The organism is Burkholderia sp. AU33803, assembly GCF_002223095.1.
Lineage (GTDB): Bacteria > Pseudomonadota > Gammaproteobacteria > Burkholderiales > Burkholderiaceae > Burkholderia.
Genome location: NZ_NKFJ01000004.1, coordinates 946,934 through 966,806 on the forward strand (window position 1 = coordinate 946,934; position 19,873 = coordinate 966,806).

Here is a 19,873-nt window from a genome sequence, read left to right on the forward strand (position 1 = left end):
CGTTACTCCGTTGCGTAGTCGACCTGATGGCGCGCGATGCGCAGGCCCGTCAGTGCATCGCGTACACGTGTGTGTTCCGGATGCGTCGCGTAAGCGTCGAGTGCTTCGCGCGACTCGAAGTCGGCGACGAGAATCAGGTCGCACGCGTAATCGGCCGCGCTGAAATCCGCACCGACTTCGAGGTGCGTCATGCCCGGAATCCGGCCGCGCAGGCTTTCGAAGGCGGTCTTGACGGTGGTGCGTGCCACTGCGCGCTGGGGCTCGGTCGCGCCGGCGACGTTCCACATCACGACGTGGCGGATCATGCGGCGCGCTCCGCGGGATTGAGCACGAAGTCGTAATCGAGCGTGTAGAACGGCGTGTCCATGCGCGATCCGTCCGGCGCGATGCCGGGCGCGTGCCGGACCCAGTCGGCAACGAGCGTCGACCGGACGCCGAACACCGCATCGGAGTCGAGATAGCGGTCGCCGTCGCGGAACACGTGCGTGATCAGCGTTTCGTAGCCGCGGGCCTCGATCATGAAGTGCAGGTGCGCGGGGCGCCACGGATGACGGCCGAGCGCGTCGAGCATCGCGCCGACGGGGCCGTCGTGCGGAATCGGATACGGTTCGGCGAGGATCGAGCGGAATGCGTAGCGGCCGTCGGCACCGGTGCGCAGCCGGCCGCGCGCACGATGCGTGACCGAGCCGTCGTCGGCCGGCAGCTGCACGTCGTAGTGCCCGTCCTCGTCGGCTTGCCAGACTTCCAGCGACGCGTGCGCGATCGGCATGCCGTCGATGCCGCGCACATGGCCCGACACGAAGCAGGGCTCGCCGCAGGCGCCGTTCGCGATGTCGTCGAACATGCCGAAATCGCGGCTGCCTTCGACGTAGAACGGACCGAATACGGTCGCCTCCGTGCAGCCGGCCGGCTTCGCATGATTCTGCGCGGTGACGAGGGTCGACAGCCCGAGCACGTCGGAGAGCAGGATGAACTCCTGGCGTTTGTCGTCGGTGATGTGGCCCACCGCCGTCAGGAAGCCGATCGCGCTTTGCCATTCGGCCTCGGTGAGCTTCGTCTCCCGTGCAAACGAATGCAGGTGCTGGACGAGGCTGGTCATCACCGTGCGCAACCGCTCGTCGCGACAGCCGCCCAGCGACGCGATCACGGCCTGTGTGATGGTGTCTTCGTTGAGATTGCGCATAGGGGGTGTCTCCTGATGTCGTTGGGTGGCGCGTTGACGTAACATTAATTCCTCCTTGAATCGTAAAAAAGATGGTTTGGAGGAGTTTTGTTCTCCGCCAAGTGGAAGAATCGAACGCATGGACAAGTGGACTCAGATCGAATTTTTCGTGCAGGTCGCCGAACTGGGCAGCCTGTCGAAGGCCGCCGAGCGGCTCGGGATGTCGAGCGCGGCGGCGAGCCGCTGCCTGAACGCGCTGGAGGAGCGGCTGGGTGCGCGGCTCGTCGAGCGCACCACGCGGCGCCTGTGGCTGACCGACGCCGGGCATGAATATCACCGGCGCTGCGTCGCGATCCTGATGGAACTGTCGGAAGCCGATGCGGCGGTCAACGAAACGAGCGTCAATCCGGCCGGCACGCTGCGCGTGACCGCGTCGGTCTCGTTCGCGTCGATCTATATCGCACCGGCGTTGCCCGAGTTCCACCGGCGCTACCCGAACCTGAACGTACAGATCGTCGCGGCGAACCGCTATCCGGATTTCATCGAGGCCGGCATCGACGTGGCGATCCGCACGCGCGAGCATGAAGCGGATTCGGGCATCACCGTGCGCAAGCTCGCCGAGACGCGGCGCGTGCTGGCCGCGTCGCCCGGGTATCTGGCGAAGCACGGGGCGCCCGCGACGCCCGATGCGCTGTGCGACCACCGGCTGCTGGTCTACAACCTCGCGAACGATCCGTACGTGCTGCATTTCCGCCACGGCGCGAAGAAGCAGTCGGTCACGATCAAGAGCGTGCTCGATGCGAACGAAGGGCAGGTGATCCGCGCCGCGGCACTGGCCGGGCTCGGCATCCTGATCCAGCCGCTCTACATCATTCACGACGATATCGTCGCGGGGAAGCTGGTGCCGGTGCTCACCGACTGGCAACTGCCGGCGCTCACCGTCAACATCGCGTACCAGAGCCGCCGTCACCAGCCGGCGAAGATCCGCGTGTTCACCGAGTTCCTGATCGAGCGTTTCGAACGCCTCGGGCTCGCACGCAAATGGAAGGAAGTCGGCCGCTGAGCGCAGGCCGGCGCTGGGCCGTCGCGCATTTCTCCGCGTGACGGAGAACTGTTCTCCCGAACGTCGTCTTTTTCGCCGCTGTCGTGCGCTTTACATTGCGTCTCCCCGGGCCTGCGATGCCCGGCTCGCGATTACACGATAACAATCCGGTCTGGAGACGACATGAAATTCGCATTGCGACGGGTGCCGTTGGCACTCCTGATCGCCGGGGCCATTCAGGTTCCGGCGTCGGCCACGGAGAACGGGCAGATCAGCTATCCGTTCGGCGTCAACACGGTGCTGAACGGGCTGCTTCCGCCGCCCGGCAACACGCAGTACTTCAACTACGCGCTGTACTCCGCATCGAACCGGTTTGCCGGGCCGGACGGCGGCAGCGCGGTGCCGGGGTTCCACCTGAGCGTGGTCGCGGAGACGCCGCGCGTGGTCCACACGTGGGGCGCGACGTTCGGGCCGTTTTCGTTGTCGAGCAGTGCGATCGTCCCGATCGTCCACCTGCATCTGTCGACGCCCGGCGGCACGGGCAACCGCACGTCGCTCGGCGACGTGATCCTCGAGCCGTTCATGATCAACTATGCGAACGCATCGAAGACGTTCTTCGCGTTCTTCTCGCCGTCGTTCGCGGTGCCGACCGGCGCGTATGCGGCGAACCGGATCGCGAACACGGGGCTGAACACCTATGCGTTCCTGCCGTACGTCAGCACCACCTGGTTTCCGGGCCGCGACTGGGAGATTTCGACGACCACGCTGGTGGAGCTGAATTCGCCGAACCATGCGACGCGGTACCACTCGGGGGCGGTCGCCGTGCTCGACTACCTGATCGGCTATTCGATCGACCGGCGCGTGCAGCTCGGCGTGCAGGGCACGTTCCTGAAGCAGTTCACCGACGATACGCAGGACGGCGTCAAGGTCGCATCGGACGGCTTTCGCGGGCAATCGGTCGCGATCGGCCCGCAGCTGCGCTACATGTGGGGGCCGGCGTCGGGCGTGGTCGTGAAATACCAGCACGAGTTCGCGGTGCGCAACCGGCCGCAGGGCGACAAGCTGTGGGTGCAGTTCAGTTTCCCGTTGTAAGCACGGCGCGCGACGCCCGTCGGCAGGGCGGTTGGCACAACCTGACAAATTCCTGACGAATCGGGTTGATATTTTGTATCATCTGACGTTTTGCGTCGCCGGCCGCCCGGGCTACCGGTGTGGCCGCGCGCGGCGACTCCAGACGAAGATCGATACGACGTGACGAAAACCAGGAACCCGCCGGCGTGCGGGGAGCGGCACGCTGCCGCGTCGCGCCGGCCCACCCGCGCGTGGCGCGCACGCGGCTGCACGACCGTGCTGGGTTGCGCGATGGCGACCTCCGGCGCGATGGCCGTCGAAGCTGCCGCATCCGCACCGGACGAGCGGCATGCGCTGCCGGCGATCAACGTCAGCGCGCACGCCGCACCGGTCGACCCGCTGACGCAACCGCTCGAAACGGGCTCGCGGCTCGGGCTCGCGAGCCTCGACACGCCCGCGAGCGTCGAGACGGTCACGGCCGACACGATCGACGCGCGCGGCGATCGCACGGTGCTCGATGCGGTGACGCGCACCGCGGGGTTCTCGAGCGCGATGGCGCCCGGTACCGGCGGCACTGCATTGAGCGTGCGCGGCTTCAGCGGGCAGGAATCGGTGATGACGCTGCTCGACGGCGTGCGGCTGATGCCGGCCGCCGGCACGATCACGTTCCCGTTCGATACGTGGTCGGTCGAGCGCATCGAGGTGCTGCGCGGCCCGGCGTCGGTACTGTACGGCGAAGGGGCGATCGGCGGTGTCGTGAACGTGGTGCCGAAGCGGCCCCAGCGCACGCGCGAGACGACGCTGCAGATCGGTGTCGGCCCCGACGGCGCGAAGCGCGCCGCGTTCGATACGACGGGCGCGCTCGGCCCGCGGCTGTCGTATCGTTTCCATGCAAGCGATGCGCGCGCGAACGGTCTCGCCGGGCGGGCCGATACGCATACGACGGCCGTCGGCGGCGCGCTGAAGTTCGACGTGAGCCCGACGCTCACGCTGACGCTCGACTTCGACTACGGCCGCCAGATGCCGGCGACTTACTATGGCGTGCCGGCGCCGAACGGCATACTCGATCCGTCGCTGCGCAAGGTCAACTACAACGTCGGCGACGCGTCGATTGCCTATTACGACCAGTGGACGCGCCTGTCGGCGACCTACCGGCCGACGGCCGGCGTGACGATCGACAACCAGCTCTACTACCTGACGTCGAACCGCCAGTGGCGCAATGCCGAATCGTATGCGCTCGATGCCGCGACGAGGCGCGTCACGCGCAGCGACTATATCGAGATCGGCCACCACCAGCGGCAGATCGGCGATCGGCTGAGCGCGCGCTTCGACGGCACGCTGTTCGGCCGCGCGAACCGCTTCGTCGTCGGCACGGAATTCAGCCAGATCACGTTCAGCGGCACCAACAATTCGCCGTACGGCGGCGAATCGACGGTGCCCGCGCACGGCTTCGATCCCGGCGCATTCACGAGCCCCGACCCGACGGTGCCGCAGTTCAGCACGCGGGCGCGGCAGGCGGCGGTGTTCGCCGAGAACCGGCTCGAAGTGCTGCCGCGGCTCGCCTGGGTGAGCGGCCTGCGCTACGACCACATCGCGTTCAGCCGCGAGCAGGCGGCAACCGGCGCGGGCTTCGACAAGCGTTTCGCGAACGTCGGCTGGCGCACCGGCTTCGTGTTCGAAGTCGCGCCGACGCTCAGCGCGTATGCGCAGTACACGACGGGTGCAGAGGGCCTCGGCTCGCTCGTGACGCTGTCCGCGTCGCAGGCGGGCTACCGGCTCGCGACCGGCGAACAGTGGGAAGCCGGCGTCAAGCAGACGCTGCTCGACGGCCGCGCATACTGGACGTTCGCCGTGTACGACATCACGAAGCGCAACCTGCTCACCACCGATCCGTTCAATCCCGCGCTGCGTCAGCAGGTCGGCCGGCAATCGTCGCGCGGCATCGAGCTGACGGGCGGCGCGCGGTTGCCGCACGGCTGGGCGGTCGATGCGAACGTCGCGCTGCTGCGCGCGCGCTATGACGCGTTCAACCAGAAGGTCGGCAGTGCGACGGTGTCGCGCGCCGGCAATACGCCGGCCAACGTGCCGCAGCAGACGGCGAACCTGTGGCTCGGCTGGGCGTTTGCCGAGCGCTGGCAGGCGAACGCGGGTGTGCGCTACGTCGGCGCGACCTACGGCGACGACGCGAACCGCGTGCAGGTGCCGTCGTACACGGTGTTCGACGCGTCGCTGCGCTGGCAGCCGACGTCGCGCACCGAGCTGGCGCTGATCGTGCGCAACCTCGCGAACCGCACGTATGCGGTGACGACGTCGAACGGCGGCGAGCAATGGCTGCTCGGCCCGTCGCGCTCGGCGGAGCTCGTCGCGACGATGCGCTTCTGATGCGGCACGGCTCGACTCCCGTGACGCACATGCTCGACATCGAGCGCGTGAGCTGGTCTCCCGGCGGCGCGATCACCGTGCTCGATTCGGTGACGCTGAGCGTGGCCGAAGGCGAGTTCGTCGGGCTGGTCGGCCCGAACGGCAGCGGCAAGACGAGCCTGCTGCGCTGCGTGTTCCGTTACGCGCGGCCCGATGCCGGCCGTGTCGCGCTCGATGCGCAGGACGTGTGGCGCATGCGGCCGCGCGCGGTCGCGCAGCGCATCGCGGTGCTGCAGCAGGAGGCGCCGGACGATTTCGGGCTGACGGTCGACGAACTGGTCGGCATGGGGCGCACGCCGCACCAGCGGCCGCTCGATGCGGAGACGGCGGACGATCGCCGGATCGTCGAATCCGCGCTGCACGACGTCGGTCTCGTCGAGCGCCGTGCGCAACGCTTCGCGTCGCTGTCGGGCGGCGAGAAGCAGCGCGCGCTGCTGGCCCGCGCACTCGCTCAGCAGCCCGAACTGTTGCTGCTCGACGAACCGACCAACCATCTCGACCTGCGCCATCAGCTCGAACTGCTCGCGCGCGTGCGGCGCCTCGGCATCGCGACGCTCGCCACGATTCACGACCTCAATCTCGCGGCCGCGTATTGCGACCGACTCCACGTGCTGGCGCACGGCAGGGTCGTCGCATCGGGCGTGCCGGCCGACGTGCTGACCGAAGCGTTGCTGCGCGACGTGTTCGGCGTCGCCGCGCTCGTCGATCGCCATCCCGTCACGGGCCGGCCGCGCATCACGCCGCTTCATCCGGAATGACCGCCATGCCGTTTCCTGTCTTGTCCTCCGCGTTGTCGTCCGCCTTGTCCGCTGCGTCGCCTGTATTCCGCCGGCTGCTTGCCGCGACCGTGCTCGGCTGCGCGGCCGCGCAGGCGGGCGCCTATCCCGTCACCGTGCGCAGCTGCGATCGCGACGTGACGTTCGAGCGCGCGCCGACGCGTGCGGTGAGCAACGACGTCAACCTGACCGAGATGATGCTCGTGCTCGGCCTGAAGGACCGGCTCGTCGGCTACACCGGGATCGGCGGCTGGAAGACGGGCACCGCGCGCGTGCGCGATGCGCTGCGCGGCGTGCCCGAACTGGCGAGCCAGTATCCGTCGCTCGAGGTGCTGGCGGCCGCGCGCGCCGACTTCTATCTCGCGGGCTGGAACTACGGGATGCATGTCGGCGGCCCGGTGACGCCCGCGACGCTCGCGCCGTTCGGCATCCGTGCGTACGAGCTGACGGAATCGTGTTCGCACGTGATGAAGCAGGCGGCCGCGTCGTTCGACGACGTGTTCCGCGACCTGAGCAATCTCGGCCGGATCTTCGGCGTCGACGCGCGCGCCGCACAGGTCGTCGCGTCGATGCGCACGCGTCTCGCGGCGGTGTCGCGTGCGATCGGGCATCCGGAGCCGCTGCGCGTGTTCGTCTACGACAGCGGCACCGACAAGCCGATGACGGCCGGCGGGCTCGCGATGCCGACCGCGCTGCTGGCGGCGGCCGGCGCGCGCAACGTGATGGCCGACCTGCCGCGCAGCTGGACGCAGGTGAGCTGGGAAAGCGTGGTCGCGCGCGATCCGCAGGTGATCGTGATCGTCGACTATTCGGCCGTGACGGCTGCGCAGAAGCAGCAATTCCTGCTGAGCCAGCCGTCGCTCGCACGCGTGGCCGCGATCCGCGACCGGCGCTTCATCGTGATTCCGTACGATGCGGCGACGCCGGGCCCCGAGAACGTCGCGGCCGTCGAGACGCTGGCGCGCGCGCTGTATCCGGCCGCGTTCGCCGGGCCGGCGCGATGAGCGTGCACGTGCGTGCAGCGCGGCCCGCCATGCGCGTGGTGCTGCCGGCGCTGGCGCTGCTGTTGATCGTGTCGATCGTCGCGTCGGCCGCGTTCGGGCCGGCGCCGATCGCGATGCCGGCGGCGGTGCGGATCGTCGCCACGCATATCGTGTCGGCGTTCGGCGAGGCCGGCGCAGTGGCGGCGGGGGCGGGCGACGACAGCATCGTCTGGCTGATCCGGATGCCGCGCGCGTTGCTGGCCGCGATCGTCGGCGCGACGCTGGCGGCGGTCGGCGTCGCGTTGCAGGCCGCGACCGCGAACCGCCTGGCCGATCCGCACCTGCTCGGCGTGAGTGCAGGCGCGATGCTCGGCGCCGTCGCGGTCACGGTGATGGCCGGCGCGGCATTCGGCCCGTTCACGCTGTCGGCCGCCGCGTTCGCGGGCGCGCTCGCGGCGACCGCCTGCGTCGTCGCGCTCGCTTACCGGCGCGGCCGGCTCGAATCGGACCGGCTGCTGCTCGCGGGCGTTTCGGTGTCGTTCATGATGGCCGCGTTCGGCAACCTGCTGCTGTATCTCGGCGACCAGCGTGCCGCGTCGTCGGTGCTGCTCTGGATGCTCGGCGGGGTCGGGCTGGCGCGCTGGGATCTGCTGCCGGTGCCGGCCGTGTGCGCGGCGCTCGCCGGTGGCGCGTTGTACGCGCGCCGGCGCGAACTGAATGCGCTGATGTCGGGCGATGTTGCCGCGGCTGCGCTCGGCGTGCCGAGCGCGCGAATGCGGCGCGAGGTGTTCGTCGTCGCATCGTTCGCGACGGGCGCGATGGTGGCGGTGAGCGGGGCGATCGGCTTCGTCGGGCTCGTGACGCCGCATCTGTGCCGTCGCGTCGTCGGCGCCGAGCACGGCAGGCTGCTGCCGGTGGCCGCGCTGACGGGCGCGATCCTGCTCGTCTGGGCCGATGTGGCCGCCCGCACGCTCGCGGCGCCGGAGGATCTGCCGATCGGGATCGTGACCGCGATGTTCGGCAGCCTGTTCTTCGTCGCGCTGCTGCGCCGCCGCTGAGCGGCGCGCAGGTCAGGCGAGGGGGGCCGGGGCGCCGCCCGCCGCGCGCGTCATTGCCGCGGGAGGGCCATGCCGGTGCTGCCGCCGAACGCGTCGGCATGCGTGAGGGGCTCCGGCAAGTCGAAGAGGTTGTCCGGCAGCGTCAGCGCGGGCAGCGTGATCACGAAGCGTGCGCCGCCGAGCGGCGAGTCCTCGAGCCGCACGTCACCGCCGTGCACCTGCGCGACGCGCCGCACGATCGCGAGCCCGAGCCCGAAGCCGCCGGTCTGCCGGTCGCGGCTGGAGTCGAGCCGCTGGAACGGTTCGAACACGCGGGCGCGTTCGGCGGCCGGAATGCCGGGGCCATCGTCGTCGACGCTCAACACGAGCGCGCCGGACGCGTTGCGCTCGGCGGCGAGCAGCACCGTGCGCGACGCGTAACGCGCGCCGTTGCGGATCAGGTTCAGCAACGCGCGCGCAACCAGCTTCGGGTCGCATACGTGGGTCGCGGGCGCGTCGAGGGCCGACACATCGAGCGTGATGCCGCGATCGACGATGTCGTTCGCGACGTTGCCGGCGACGCTGTCGAGCAGCGCGTCGACGACGACTTCCATCGGCGCGAGCTGGCTTGCCCCCTGTTCGAGCCGGCCGATCGTCAGCAGCTCCGTGACGAGCTCGTCGAGTTCGCGCACGTCGCGCCGCAGCGCGTCGCGGCGTTCGCGCATCCGGGCCGTTTCGTCAGGCTCGGCGAGCAGAGCGAGCCCGAATTCGAGCCGCGCGAGCGGCGTCTTCAGTTCGTGCGAGATGCCGTGCATCATTTCGCGCTGCTGCTTGATCGACGCCTCGATGCGCTCGGCCATGTCGTTGAACTGCTGCGACAGCTCGTAGATGTTCGACTTGCCGGACAGCTTCACGCGCGTCGACAGCGTACCGGCGCCGAATGCGCGGGCGGCTTCCTGCAGCCTGCGCAGGTCGCGCCAGTGATAGTGAATCCACAGCACCACCGCGAACAGCGCGCTGAGCGCGAGCAGCATGTACGCATAGATCTTGATGTCGAGGCTGAATGCTTCGATCGGCCGCGCATGCAGCACCGAACCATCCGCGAGCGGCATGTAGTAATCCTTGCGGTCGTAGCTGATCGAAATCCGGCCGGCGTCGAGATCGCGCAGCGGCTCGCCGCTCAATTGCGCGCGGGCGGTGGCCATCGGCATGAAGTCGAACCGTTCGTTGCCGTATTTCGCGAGCTCGCGCAGTGCGAACTTGCGCTGCTCGCCCGGATGGCGTTCGAGATAGTCGTTGAGCACGAACGCGTAGGTCGTCAACGAGTCGCGTTCCGCCTGCGCGCTGCGATCGTAGAAGATCCGGTCGAACGACATCTGGACGAAGACGATCGACGCCGCGACGAACACGATCACGACGAGGTACAGCCGAATCAATGGGCGGAGCATTTATTCGTCCCACGCGGAAGGGCTGAACAGGTAGCCGCGGCCCCAGATCGTCTTGATCTTGTGCGGCTCCGACGACGCATCCTCGAAGCGGCGGCGCAGCTTCGAGATGCCGGAATCGACCGAGCGGTCGAGTCCGTCGAACTCGATGCCGCGCAGCTGCTTCAGGATGTCGTCGCGGCTCAGCACGGTGCCGGCCGCGCGCGCGAGAATCAGCAGCAGGTTGAACTCGGCGGTCTTCAGGTCGACCGGCTCGCCGCGCCACGTGACGGTGCGGTTCGGCGGCGAGATTGCCAGTTCGCCGAACACGAGCGCTTCGGGCGCGGCCACCGGCGCTTCCGCGACGGCCGGCTGCGCGCGGCGCAGCAGCGCGCGGGCGACCAGCACGCGCGGTTCGATCGGCTTCGTCACGTAGTCGTCGGCGCCCGTCTCGAGGCCCGCGACCTGGTCGTAGACGTCCAGGCGCGCGGTCAGGATCAGTACGGGGACGTTGGTGAACGCGCGGATGCGCCGGCAGACTTCCATCCCGTCGAGGTTCGGCAGCATCAGGTCGAGTATCACGAGGGCCGGCTGGTGCTCGCGCACCGCGGCGACGGCGAGGTCGCCGCGTCGCACGACCGTTACCGCGAATTCATAACCGTCGAGGTATTCGCGGACGAGCTGCGCCAGGCGGTCGTCGTCTTCGATCAGCAGTACACGGTATTTGAGTGGGTCTTCGTTCATAGTCTCCTCGAGGCGCACGCGCCAACGCACGCCCGGGCACGCCGGTGCGTGGCGCGGCACGCGAATTCTATCCGGCGCGCCGAAGGCCGGGGGAGCGGGGCGACAATCTCGAACAATCGAACACAATTGAGCACAGATTCCCCGAATATTCAGGACAGTCGCGGCGCAGGGCGGCACCTAGACTGCGGGCTCCGTCACTCTTATCTCAATATTGTGCGCCCAATACTTCGCCGCTACCGCTATTGCATGCCGCTCGCCGGCCTGACCCTCGCCGCCGCCGCCCACGCGGAAAACCAGTATTCGCTGTCGCTGGGTGGCGGTATCGCGCCGCGCTACCCGGGCAGCAACCAGTCTCGCGGCGTCGTCGCGCCGGGTTTCTCTGCGAAGTTCGGCAATGGCTTCTTCATCGACAGCACGCAGGGCGCCGGTTACCGGCTGGACCTGCCGCACGGCGCGTTCGTGTCGGCGGCGGTGAGCTATGACCCGGGGCGAGCCGACGAGAACCGCCTCGACTTGCCTGGCTCCGACTACCTGAAGGGCATGGGCCGCGTTCCGGGCTCGGTGCTGGTCGGCGTGCGCGCGGGCGTGACGCTGTTCAACGCGGCGGAACTGAGCGTCACGATCGACTCGCCCGTGACCCACACGTCGCGCGGCGTGTCGGGGCACATGGATCTCGCGGTGCCGGTGTTCAAGACCGCGCAGCACGAGATCATCGTGACGGGCACCGTGCATGCGGGCTCGGGGCGCTACACGCAGACGTTCTACGGCGTGACCGATGCGCAGTCGATGACGAGCCGGTTCCGGCCGTATTCGACGCGCGGCGGGATCGACAGCGCGTCGATGGCGCTCGCGTGGAACTGGACGCTGTCGCAGCACTGGTCGGTGCTCGCGACCGGCGGCGTGACGCGGCTGCTCGGCCGCTACGGCGACAGCCCGATCGTCCAGTCGCGCAGCAACTACTACGCCATCGCGGGCGCGACCTACAAGTTCTGAGCGAATCGTCGCGGCACGCATCGTGTGGCGCAGCCGGCCTGCTCGTGCCGTCACGCCGCGCGGCGTGCGGTAACATGCAGGCGGCTTCGGCGGCAGGCCGAACCCGCGGCTGCGGGCACGCGGAATCGGCGTGGCCCGGGCGCGCGGACCGAACATGCATGCCACGCCCGGTCGGCCGGGAACGCCGTACAGGTTCCGCCGGGCGCAACAGGGAGAATCCGATGAAGAAGACGATCGCGATGGTGATGGCGCTGGTTGCGGGCGCAACGTTTGCGGGATGCACGGACATGAAAACGAAGAATGCGACCGCGGGCGGCATGGTGATGAATGGCGAGCCGGCACGTACTTCGCAGGCCTGCAAGGCGGACGCGGGGCCGGACGACGCGCTGGTCGGCAAGACCGAGGCCGATGCGGCGGCGCAGCTGGACGGCTGCCTGTGGCGCGTGCTCGAGCGCGACGGCACGTCGTTGCCGGGCACGATGGATTACCGGCAGGAACGCCGCAATCTCGGTATTCGCGACGGCAAGGTGATCTGGGTGCGGCGCGGGTGAGCGGTGTGGCCGGTGGCGGCGTGCGTGCGGGTACGCGAGCGCGTGCCGTCGACGTCGCGCTATCCGAACCGGGTGGACGACATGACCGCGCCCGAGCTGCCGCCGACCGTGGCGCAATGATCGCCGCGCGACGCGTGCGACCGGCGGTGCGCTACTTCGAGATGTACCACAGCGCATCCGCGCTGGCGCGCGACGGCTGAGGCTGAGCGGCTGCAGCCGGCACCTGGGCCGGCGCGGGCGGCGGCGTGTTCGACGTGATCGCGGTCGGCAGCGTGGCCGGAATGTTCGCGGTCGACGGGGAGGCCGCCGCGGTTCCCGACGTCGAAGGCGTATTCACGTACCACAGCGCATCGGCCGACACCGTGCGTTTTGCCGCGGTCGCGGTCGCTGCCGCCGGATTGGCTGCCGTACTCGTCGCCGTATTCGCCGACTTTTTCGACCCGGCGGCCGCAGCTGCACCCCCCGTTCCGGCCTGCGCCGTCATCCCGGCGCCATTGCCCGCGCTACGCTGCGCGCGCGCCTCGAACGGCCCGAGCTGGAAGATTAACGTTTGCGCGGGACGCGTCAGGACGGCATACGGAAACTGCAGCTCCCACGACATCAGCACGCGCCCGGACGACGTCTCGGTGAAGATCGCCGGCACGTGCTTCATGTCGCTGAACTGCACGTAGATCCGCGCGCCGTCGTCGAAGACCTGGGTCGGCTTCGCCTGGTCCGCCCCCGTGACCGTCCATCCGAAGTTGTACGAGCCGGCCGGGCCGGCGGGGCCGCCTTGCGGCGGCGGGGGCGGCGGAGCCGACGAAATCGTGCGCGGACGCGTGACCTGCGGCGGGGCGGACACGCTCAGGCTCGCGAACGGGTTGTACGCCTGGGCCTGTTGCGGCGGCGTAAAGGATGGGGGAAGGATGGGCATGGGAGTATCCGGCGAATCCGGCATGGTCCGGATTGCATCATAGACCTTGCGCGCATACGCGAGGCGCTTGTCGGGCGAGGCGGAGTTGTACGCGCCGATCGCGTTCCAGTTGGCGCCGAGCTGGCGAATGTTCTGCGACAGGATCCACGCGCCGACATACGCGTTCGTGCAGGCATCGAACAGGCTCTCCCGCGTGATGCCTTCGCGCGCGAGCGTCGGCAGCCAGGTGCTGTTGATCTGCATCAGGCCGATGTCGACCGTGCCGTTCGTGTTGGTGTTGACGGCGTTCGGATTCATGCCCGACTCGACCTGCGCGATGCCGCGCATCAGGCTGACGCTCACGTGCTGGAACGCGGCCGCGTCGTCGAGGCAATCGGCCCGCGCGACGCCGGCGAGCGCGCACGACAGCGCAATCGTCGCGGCGATTTTCGGCGTTGCTCGGCTGATCGAACGGGTTGTCTGACGCGGCATGGCAGGATGGGGCGGAATCCGGCCGCCCGGTGCAAGGAAATTACGCAGACGCGAAGTGTGCCATAGCGCGCACGCAAATGGCTCACGTCAAACTTTCCTTTGCATTTGCCCCAAGCATTCACCACGCATTTTTATCGTGTCCGATCACGCGATTCGGCGAAGTATTATCGGTAAAAATGGCCGGATTTTCGCGCGAATACGCGCGTCGTGGCGCTGCCGGAATACTGACGCGTCGCGTCATTTACTTGCGGAAATCGGTGCTGAATCGAACCGGATGGAAATTGCGCTGAGGTCGCTATCCGAGATGAAAAGAGACGGCGACTCAAAAACAACGGCGGCCGCAGCCGCCATATCGGTGTATCGGTGAATGCGGATTCGACCGGCCGCGCGGCGCGCAGCCGGCCGTCTCGCATCAGAAGCGGTGACGCAGGCCGAGGTTGACCATCGTCTGCGAGCTCGTGCCCGCATAGCCGTACGAACCGATCGACGCCTGCGCGGCCATCGAGCCGCCGTTGCCGTCGCCGGTCCGGCCGCTCGCGTGCTGGTACGCGGCGGTCAGGTAGACGTCGGTGCGCTTCGACAGGTTGTAGTCCGCGCCGGCCGATACCTGGTGATAGGTGGCCGACGTGTCGCCGCCCGAGCGCGTATAGCTGTAGCCGACGCCGACCAGCAGCGCGTTGGTCGCCTGGTAGTTCACGAAGCCTTGCCCCGTGTTGTAGTGCTCGTTCGAGCCGAACACCGAGCTGCCATCGCGGCGGTACTGCGCGTTGCTGTAGCCGAGGCCGACCGTGAACGGGCCGGCGACGTACTGGCCCGCGATGCGCGCGATGCCGATCGAATGCGCGCTCGCGTAGCCGCTGTTGATCGGGCCGTCGAACGTGCCGTCCGACGAGCTGGTCCAGCCGGTGCGCTGCGCGTTCGACGCGGGGCTGTTGGTCGTGTGGAAGTAGCCGCCCGCGACGCTGAACGGCCCGTTGTTGTACGAAACGGCGGCCGAATACGAATTCGCGGCGCCGGTGCTGCCGGCGATGCCGCCGAACGAATACATCGCCGAGAACTGCAGGCCCGAATAGACGGCCGACGTGTACTTCACCGCGTTGTCGACGCGGAAGCTGTTGTCGTAGTTGTCGACGTCGCCCGGCGTCGCGAACACGCTGCCCAGATAGTTGTCGGCGGTGATGCCTTGCACGAGATCGACGAGCGGATCGTACTGGCGGCCGAACGTGAGCGTGCCGTAACGGTCGCTCGTCAGGCCGACGAACGCCTGCCGGCCGAACATGCGGCCGCCCTGGCCCATCCGGCCGTTGCTCGGGTCGAAGCCGTTTTCGAGCTGGAACAGCGCCTTCAGCCCGCCGCCGAGATCCTCGGTGCCTTTCACGCCCCAGCGGCTGCCGGCCAGGTTGCCCGCGCTGCTGTTGCCGAGCATCCACGCGTTGTCCTTGCCCTGAGCATGGTTCACGTAGGTGATCGACGTGTCGATCACGCCATACAGCGTGACGCTCGACTGCGCATGCGCGACGGGTATCGCCGCGAACGACGCGATGGAAATCAGCGAGAGGGTCGTGCGTTTCATTGTCATCTCCTTGCGCATTGGCTTGTGTGCGTGATCCGGAATGGCAGGAGACTACCGAGCCCGATTAAAACGGCAAAAATGAAATTCTCTTTTGTGGCCTGACGCAGACAGGGATGTCCTCCGATTCCCGAGATCGAGGGATTTGAATTGTTGAAAATTACGTATCAATCGATTGGCATTTCGCGATCTGGCCATTGCGGCTTGCATATCTCGCGATAATTTCGGCCAATTCAGCGAGGAATCGGGAGGGCCGGGATATTGTTATCGATCCGTCAAATAATTATTGAATGAATCGATTTGGCCGAGGGGTAGTGAATGTGTTAATTACGCGGCGCGCGCGGCCGGCGACGGCCTCACGATTGGGTGACCGATTCGTCATCATGGGCGCTGCGCGTGTGGAACGTCGTGCGCGTGTCACGCCGGCGTGACCGACTGCGTCGCGCTGCCCGCCGCAGCGCAGCCACCCCCGCGCACCGAAACGCCGGTCGCCGGTCTGGTTTTGTATATAATAATCATTCTCATTTACAAAATCGTTGACGCCTGCGCCTCCCGGAACCCGGCCATGTCTGCTGACAAGCTGTCTCTCCATCGAGAAATCGACGCCCTCTACACCGGCCACCACGCATGGCTGCGCGGCTGGTTGAGCCGGAAGCTCGGTTGCGCGCACCGCGCGGCCGATCTCGCGCACGACACGTTCATGCGTCTGCTTGCGCGCGACGAGCCGATCGGCGCCGACGAGCCGCGCGCGTTCCTGACGACGGTCGCGCAGCGTGTGCTGAGCAACCACTGGCGGCGCGAGCAGATCGAGCGCGCGTATCTCGATGCGCTCGCGTTGCGCCCCGAAGCGCATGCGCCATCGCCGGAGGAGCGGGCCGTCGTGCTCGAGACGCTGCTCGAAATCGACCGGCTGCTCGACGGGCTGCCGCTCGCCGCGAAGCGGGCGTTCCTGCTCGCGCAGCTCGACGGGCTCACGCAGGCCGAGATCGCGCGCGAACTCGGCGTGTCGCTGGCGACGGTGAAACGCTATCTCGTGAAGGCCGGCACACAGTGCTTCTTCGCGATGGCGGCCTGACCGATGGCCGCCCCGGGAGCGAAGGCGGTGCCGCCGCAAGTGGCGCGGCGCGCGGTGGAATGGTGGGTCGACCGGCAGGCCGGCCCCACCGACGAAGCGTTCGATGCCGCGCTCGCGCGCTGGCGCGCCGAGGATCCGGCGCACGACGCGGCATGGCGACATATCGAAACGATGCAGCGCCGGTTCGGCGGCCTGGCGGCCGGGCTCGACCCGCAGGCCGCGCAGGCGGCGCTGCTGCCGCCGCGTGCGGGCCGCCGCCGCGCGGCCGTGAAGGCGCTGGCCGTGCTGCTGTTCGCGGGCGGTGCCGCATGGATGGCCGAACCCGCGCGGCGCGCGGCGATCTGGCCGGCGGACCTGCGCACGGCGGTCGGCGAGCGGCGCACGGTGACGCTCGCGGATCGCACGGTCGTCGTCCTCGATACCGACACGGCGCTCGACGTGCGCTTCGACGATACGGCGCGCCGCCTGCGCCTGTTGCGCGGCACGATCATGGTGACGAGCGGCCACGACGGTCGCGTGCCCGCGCGGCCGCTGGTCGTTGCGACGGCACAGGGTGAGCTGCGGCCGCTCGGCACGCGCTTCGCGGTGCGGCAGCGCGACGGCGCGACCCGCGTCGAGGTGTTCGCCGGTGCGGTGCGCGTGCAGCCCGACGATGCGACGGCCGACGCACGCGTGATCGCGGCCGGAGAGGGCGCGGATTTCACGCGCGACACGATCGACGCGCCGGCGCCGCTCGATGCGTATGCGTCCGCGTGGACGGGCGGCATGCTCGTCGCGTCGCGCATGCGGCTGGCCGACCTCGTCGCCGAGCTCGACCGCTATCGCCGCGGCAGCCTGCGCTGCGAGGCGGCCGTGGCCGACCTGCGCGTGTCGGGCACCTATCCGCTCGACGATCCCGCGCGCGTGCTCGACACGCTGAAGGCGACGCTGCCGATCGACGTTCACTACCTGACGCGCTACTGGGCGACGGTCGTACCGGCCCGTTCGTGAGCCCGTCGAAAAAATTTTCCGCTGACCTGAGCTGTTTCTCGATGTTCGCGTGACATGGGTAATGAAAGCAGCACTGGCCCATCGTCCACCGACCTCCCGATCATGGTTTCCATCCGTCTCACGTATCGGCGCCGTCCGGCGCCTGCCCGACCTCTGCCGCGCGCGTCCCGCCCGGCCGCATCCGCCGCACCTGCCGCGCCGGGTCGCCTCGCGCGCCGGCTGGCCGGCGCCGTCCTGGTGTCGGCGCTGCTGCCGCTGCCCGCGCTGGCCGACACCGACACCGATGCGGCGCCGTCCGCGCAGCGCGCGGCACGCCGTGCGTTCGACATTCCGGCCGGCCCGCTCGAAGCGGCGCTGAACCGGTTCGGCCGCGACGCGGGCATCCTGCTCGCGTTTCCGGCGGAGCTGACCGCCGGCCTGACGAGCGGCGGCGTGCAGGGGCGCTTCGACGTCGACGGCGCGCTCGACCGCCTGCTCGCGGGCACGGGGCTCGTCGCGTTGCGGCAAGCGGGCGGCGGCTACACGCTCAAGCGCACGGACGGCTCGGTCGCACGGCCCGCGGCGGCCGGCGTCGCGGCGGGCGCCGAGTTGCCCGCGATCAACGTGCGCACCAGTGCGCTGCGCGCCGAAAGCTATCGCGCGCCGAAGGAAGCGGGCGTGCTCCGTTCCGAGATCCCGCTGCTCGACACCGCGCAGGCCGTCAACATCGTGCCCGCGCAGGTGCTGCGCGACCAGCGCCCGCGCAACCTGGACGACGCGCTCGGCAACGTCAGCGGCATCACGCAGGGCAACACGCTCGCGGGCACGCAGGACACGATCATGAAGCGCGGCTTCGGCGGCAACCGCGACGGCTCGATCATGCAGAACGGGATGCCGCTCGTGCAGGGGCGTGCGTTCAACGCGGCGGTCGACAGCGTCGAGGTGCTGAAGGGGCCGACGTCGCTGCTGTACGGGCTGATGGACCCGGGCGGCGTGGTCAACGTCGTCACCAAACAGCCGCAGCTCAAGCGCTACAACGCGATCTCGCTCGGCGCGTCGACGTTCGGGCACGGCAAGAACGGCGGCAGCGCGACCTTCGACTCGACCGGGCCGGTCGGCGATTCACGGCTCGCGTACCGGCTGATCGTCGACCAGTCGAACGAGCAGTACTGGCGCAACTTCGGCGAATACCGGCAGACCTTCGTCGCGCCGTCGCTCGCATGGTATGGCCGCGATACGCAGGTCGCGGTGTCCTACCAGTACCGAAAATTCCATACGCCGTTCGATCGCGGCACCGCGCTCGACCCGCGCACCAACGCGCCGCTCGACATTCCCGCGCGGCGGCGCATCGACGAGCCGTTCAACAACATGGACGGCGAATCGCACCTCGCGCAGGTGAGCGTCGATCACCAGTTCAACGCCGACTGGAGCGCGCATTTCGGCTACAGCTACAACCGCGAGACCTACGACGCGAACCAGTTGCGCACGACGGGTGTCGATCCGGTGAAGGGCACGATGACGCGCAGCAACGACGCGACGCACGGCTCGCTCAGCACCGACAGCTACGGGATCGGCTACGTGAACGGCAAGCTGATGCTGGGCGGGATGCAGCACGACGTGCAGGTCGGCTTCGATACCGAATACCGCCGCATCTACCGCAAGGACATGCTGCGGCAGGCCGTGAAGACGCCGTTCAACTATCTCAACCCCGTCTACGGGCTGCTGCCGCCGTCGAGCACGGTGTCGGCGAGCGACAGCGACCAGACCGACACGCTGCACGATGCGTCCGCGTTCGTGCAGGACACGATCCACCTGACCGACAAGTGGATCGTGTCGGGCGGGTTGCGCTACATCACGTACAACCAGGTCGCCGGACGCGGCCGGCCGTTCGTCGCGAACACCGATCTCAGCGGCTCGAAGTGGTTGCCGCGCGCGGGCGTCGTCTACAAGTGGACCGACACGTTCTCGCTGTACGGCAGCTACTCGCAATCGCTGAAGCCGTCGTCGTCGATCGCGCCGATGGCGGGCTACATCATCGACGGCGCGACGCCGCCCGAGGAAGCGACCGCGTGGGAAGTGGGCGGCAAGCTCGACCTGCCGGGCGGGATGACGGGCACGCTCGCGCTCTTCAACATCGACAAGAAGAACGTGCTCGTGTCGCAGTACAACGACGCGACCAAGCTGACCGACTGGCGCACGTCGGGCAAGGCGCGCTCGCGCGGGATCGAGCTCGACGTGTCGGGCAAGCTCGGCGAGCGCGTGAACGTGATCGCGAGCTACGCGTACATCGACGCGAAGACGACCGAGGATCCGCTGTACGCGGGCAACCAGCTGTGGAACGTCGCGCGCCACACCGCGTCGCTCGCGGCCGTCTACGACTTCGGCACGGTGGCCGGCGGCGACGACCTGCGCATCGGCGCGGACCTGCGCTACGTCGGCGCGCGGCCCGGCGATTCGGCGAACAGCTTCACGCTGCCGTCGTACGTGCTCGCCGATGCGTTCGCCACGTACGACACGCGGATCGGCAAGCAGAAGCTGTCGTTCCAGCTCAACGTGAAGAACCTCTTCAATCGCACGTACTACCCGTCGAGCGCAAACCGTTACTTCGTCGCGATCGGCGATGCGCGACAGGTGTCGCTGCTCACCACGCTGCAGTTCTGACCACGCAATC

17 protein-coding genes are annotated in these 19,873 nt (G+C 68.5%); 11 read left to right on the forward strand and 6 right to left on the reverse strand.

Annotated features, from left to right (window positions below; translation table 11 throughout):
* Positions 1-2: 2 nt before the first annotated feature.
* Together CFB41_RS06900 and CFB41_RS06905 are read right to left on the reverse strand one after the other, a co-directional pair.
* Complete coding sequence (locus CFB41_RS06900) at positions 3-305, reverse strand: Dabb family protein (protein WP_089456003.1); 303 nt, start codon at positions 303-305, stop codon at positions 3-5.
* Positions 302-1,183 (reverse strand): intradiol ring-cleavage dioxygenase, encoded by an 882-nt coding sequence (locus CFB41_RS06905; RefSeq protein ID WP_089456004.1) that lies wholly within the window; start codon positions 1,181-1,183, stop codon positions 302-304. Before CFB41_RS06905 ends, CFB41_RS06900 begins: the two co-directional genes overlap by 4 nt.
* 118 nt (positions 1,184-1,301) lie before the next feature.
* Here CFB41_RS06905 and CFB41_RS06910 point away from each other — a divergent pair, with 118 nt between their 5' ends.
* The 6 genes from CFB41_RS06910 (at position 1,302) to CFB41_RS06935 (ending at position 8,513) form a co-directional block, all read left to right on the forward strand.
* Entirely contained in the window at positions 1,302-2,225 is a 924-nt protein-coding gene (locus tag CFB41_RS06910; RefSeq protein WP_011351653.1) for a LysR family transcriptional regulator, read from the forward strand.
* A 162-nt stretch (positions 2,226-2,387) separates the two neighbouring features.
* Positions 2,388-3,296, forward strand: a complete 909-nt coding sequence (locus tag CFB41_RS06915; protein ID WP_089456005.1) for a transporter — start codon at positions 2,388-2,390, stop codon at positions 3,294-3,296.
* A gap of 270 nt (positions 3,297-3,566) precedes the next feature.
* On the forward strand, positions 3,567-5,657 hold the full coding sequence (locus tag CFB41_RS06920; protein ID WP_089456006.1) for a TonB-dependent siderophore receptor: 2,091 nt from the start codon (positions 3,567-3,569) through the stop codon (positions 5,655-5,657).
* Positions 5,657-6,454, forward strand: coding sequence for an ABC transporter ATP-binding protein (locus tag CFB41_RS06925; RefSeq protein ID WP_089456007.1), 798 nt, complete (start codon positions 5,657-5,659; stop codon positions 6,452-6,454). Before CFB41_RS06920 ends, CFB41_RS06925 begins: the two co-directional genes overlap by 1 nt.
* Complete coding sequence (locus CFB41_RS06930) at positions 6,451-7,476, forward strand: ABC transporter substrate-binding protein (protein ID WP_256940865.1); 1,026 nt, start codon at positions 6,451-6,453, stop codon at positions 7,474-7,476. Before CFB41_RS06925 ends, CFB41_RS06930 begins: the two co-directional genes overlap by 4 nt.
* Positions 7,473-8,513 (forward strand): iron ABC transporter permease, encoded by a 1,041-nt coding sequence (locus tag CFB41_RS06935; RefSeq protein ID WP_179249976.1) that lies wholly within the window; start codon positions 7,473-7,475, stop codon positions 8,511-8,513. Before CFB41_RS06930 ends, CFB41_RS06935 begins: the two co-directional genes overlap by 4 nt.
* A 50-nt stretch (positions 8,514-8,563) precedes the next feature.
* Here CFB41_RS06935 and CFB41_RS06940 read toward each other — a convergent pair whose 3' ends face one another.
* Together CFB41_RS06940 and CFB41_RS06945 are read right to left on the reverse strand one after the other, a co-directional pair.
* A complete protein-coding gene (locus CFB41_RS06940) occupies positions 8,564-9,940 on the reverse strand; it encodes an ATP-binding protein (RefSeq protein ID WP_089456009.1) in 1,377 nt (458 codons plus the stop codon).
* Positions 9,941-10,660 carry a response regulator transcription factor gene (locus CFB41_RS06945; protein WP_089456578.1) on the reverse strand — a complete coding sequence of 240 codons (720 nt, stop codon included), beginning with the start codon at positions 10,658-10,660 and terminating at the stop codon, positions 9,941-9,943.
* Positions 10,661-10,906: 246 nt separating this feature from the next.
* Between CFB41_RS06945 and CFB41_RS06950 the strand changes: the two genes are divergently transcribed.
* Entirely contained in the window at positions 10,907-11,653 is a 747-nt protein-coding gene (locus CFB41_RS06950; RefSeq protein ID WP_089425103.1) for a MipA/OmpV family protein, read from the forward strand.
* Between the two features lie 221 nt (positions 11,654-11,874).
* On the forward strand, positions 11,875-12,204 hold the full coding sequence (locus CFB41_RS06955) for a hypothetical protein (protein ID WP_089439784.1): 330 nt from the start codon (positions 11,875-11,877) through the stop codon (positions 12,202-12,204).
* 151 nt (positions 12,205-12,355) lie between these two features.
* On the opposite strand, the gene CFB41_RS06960 is transcribed toward CFB41_RS06955, so the two are convergent.
* Together CFB41_RS06960 and CFB41_RS06965 are read right to left on the reverse strand one after the other, a co-directional pair.
* Positions 12,356-13,588 (reverse strand): transglycosylase SLT domain-containing protein, encoded by a 1,233-nt coding sequence (locus CFB41_RS06960; RefSeq protein WP_089456010.1) that lies wholly within the window; start codon positions 13,586-13,588, stop codon positions 12,356-12,358.
* 412 nt (positions 13,589-14,000) lie between these two features.
* Complete coding sequence (locus CFB41_RS06965; protein ID WP_089456579.1) at positions 14,001-15,161, reverse strand: porin; 1,161 nt, start codon at positions 15,159-15,161, stop codon at positions 14,001-14,003.
* Between the two features lie 562 nt (positions 15,162-15,723).
* On the opposite strand from CFB41_RS06965, the gene CFB41_RS06970 reads away from it, so the two are divergent.
* Genes CFB41_RS06970 through CFB41_RS06980 form a run of 3 tightly spaced genes read left to right on the forward strand, consistent with a single transcriptional unit; the run spans position 15,724 to position 19,863 of the window.
* Positions 15,724-16,233, forward strand: coding sequence for a sigma-70 family RNA polymerase sigma factor (locus CFB41_RS06970; RefSeq protein ID WP_089425105.1), 510 nt, complete (start codon positions 15,724-15,726; stop codon positions 16,231-16,233).
* A gap of 3 nt (positions 16,234-16,236) precedes the next feature.
* Complete coding sequence (locus tag CFB41_RS06975; RefSeq protein WP_089456011.1) at positions 16,237-17,223, forward strand: FecR domain-containing protein; 987 nt, start codon at positions 16,237-16,239, stop codon at positions 17,221-17,223.
* Positions 17,224-17,277: 54 nt separating this feature from the next.
* Positions 17,278-19,863, forward strand: a complete 2,586-nt coding sequence (locus tag CFB41_RS06980) for a TonB-dependent receptor (RefSeq protein ID WP_089456012.1) — start codon at positions 17,278-17,280, stop codon at positions 19,861-19,863.
* The last annotated feature ends 10 nt before the right edge of the window (positions 19,864-19,873 follow it).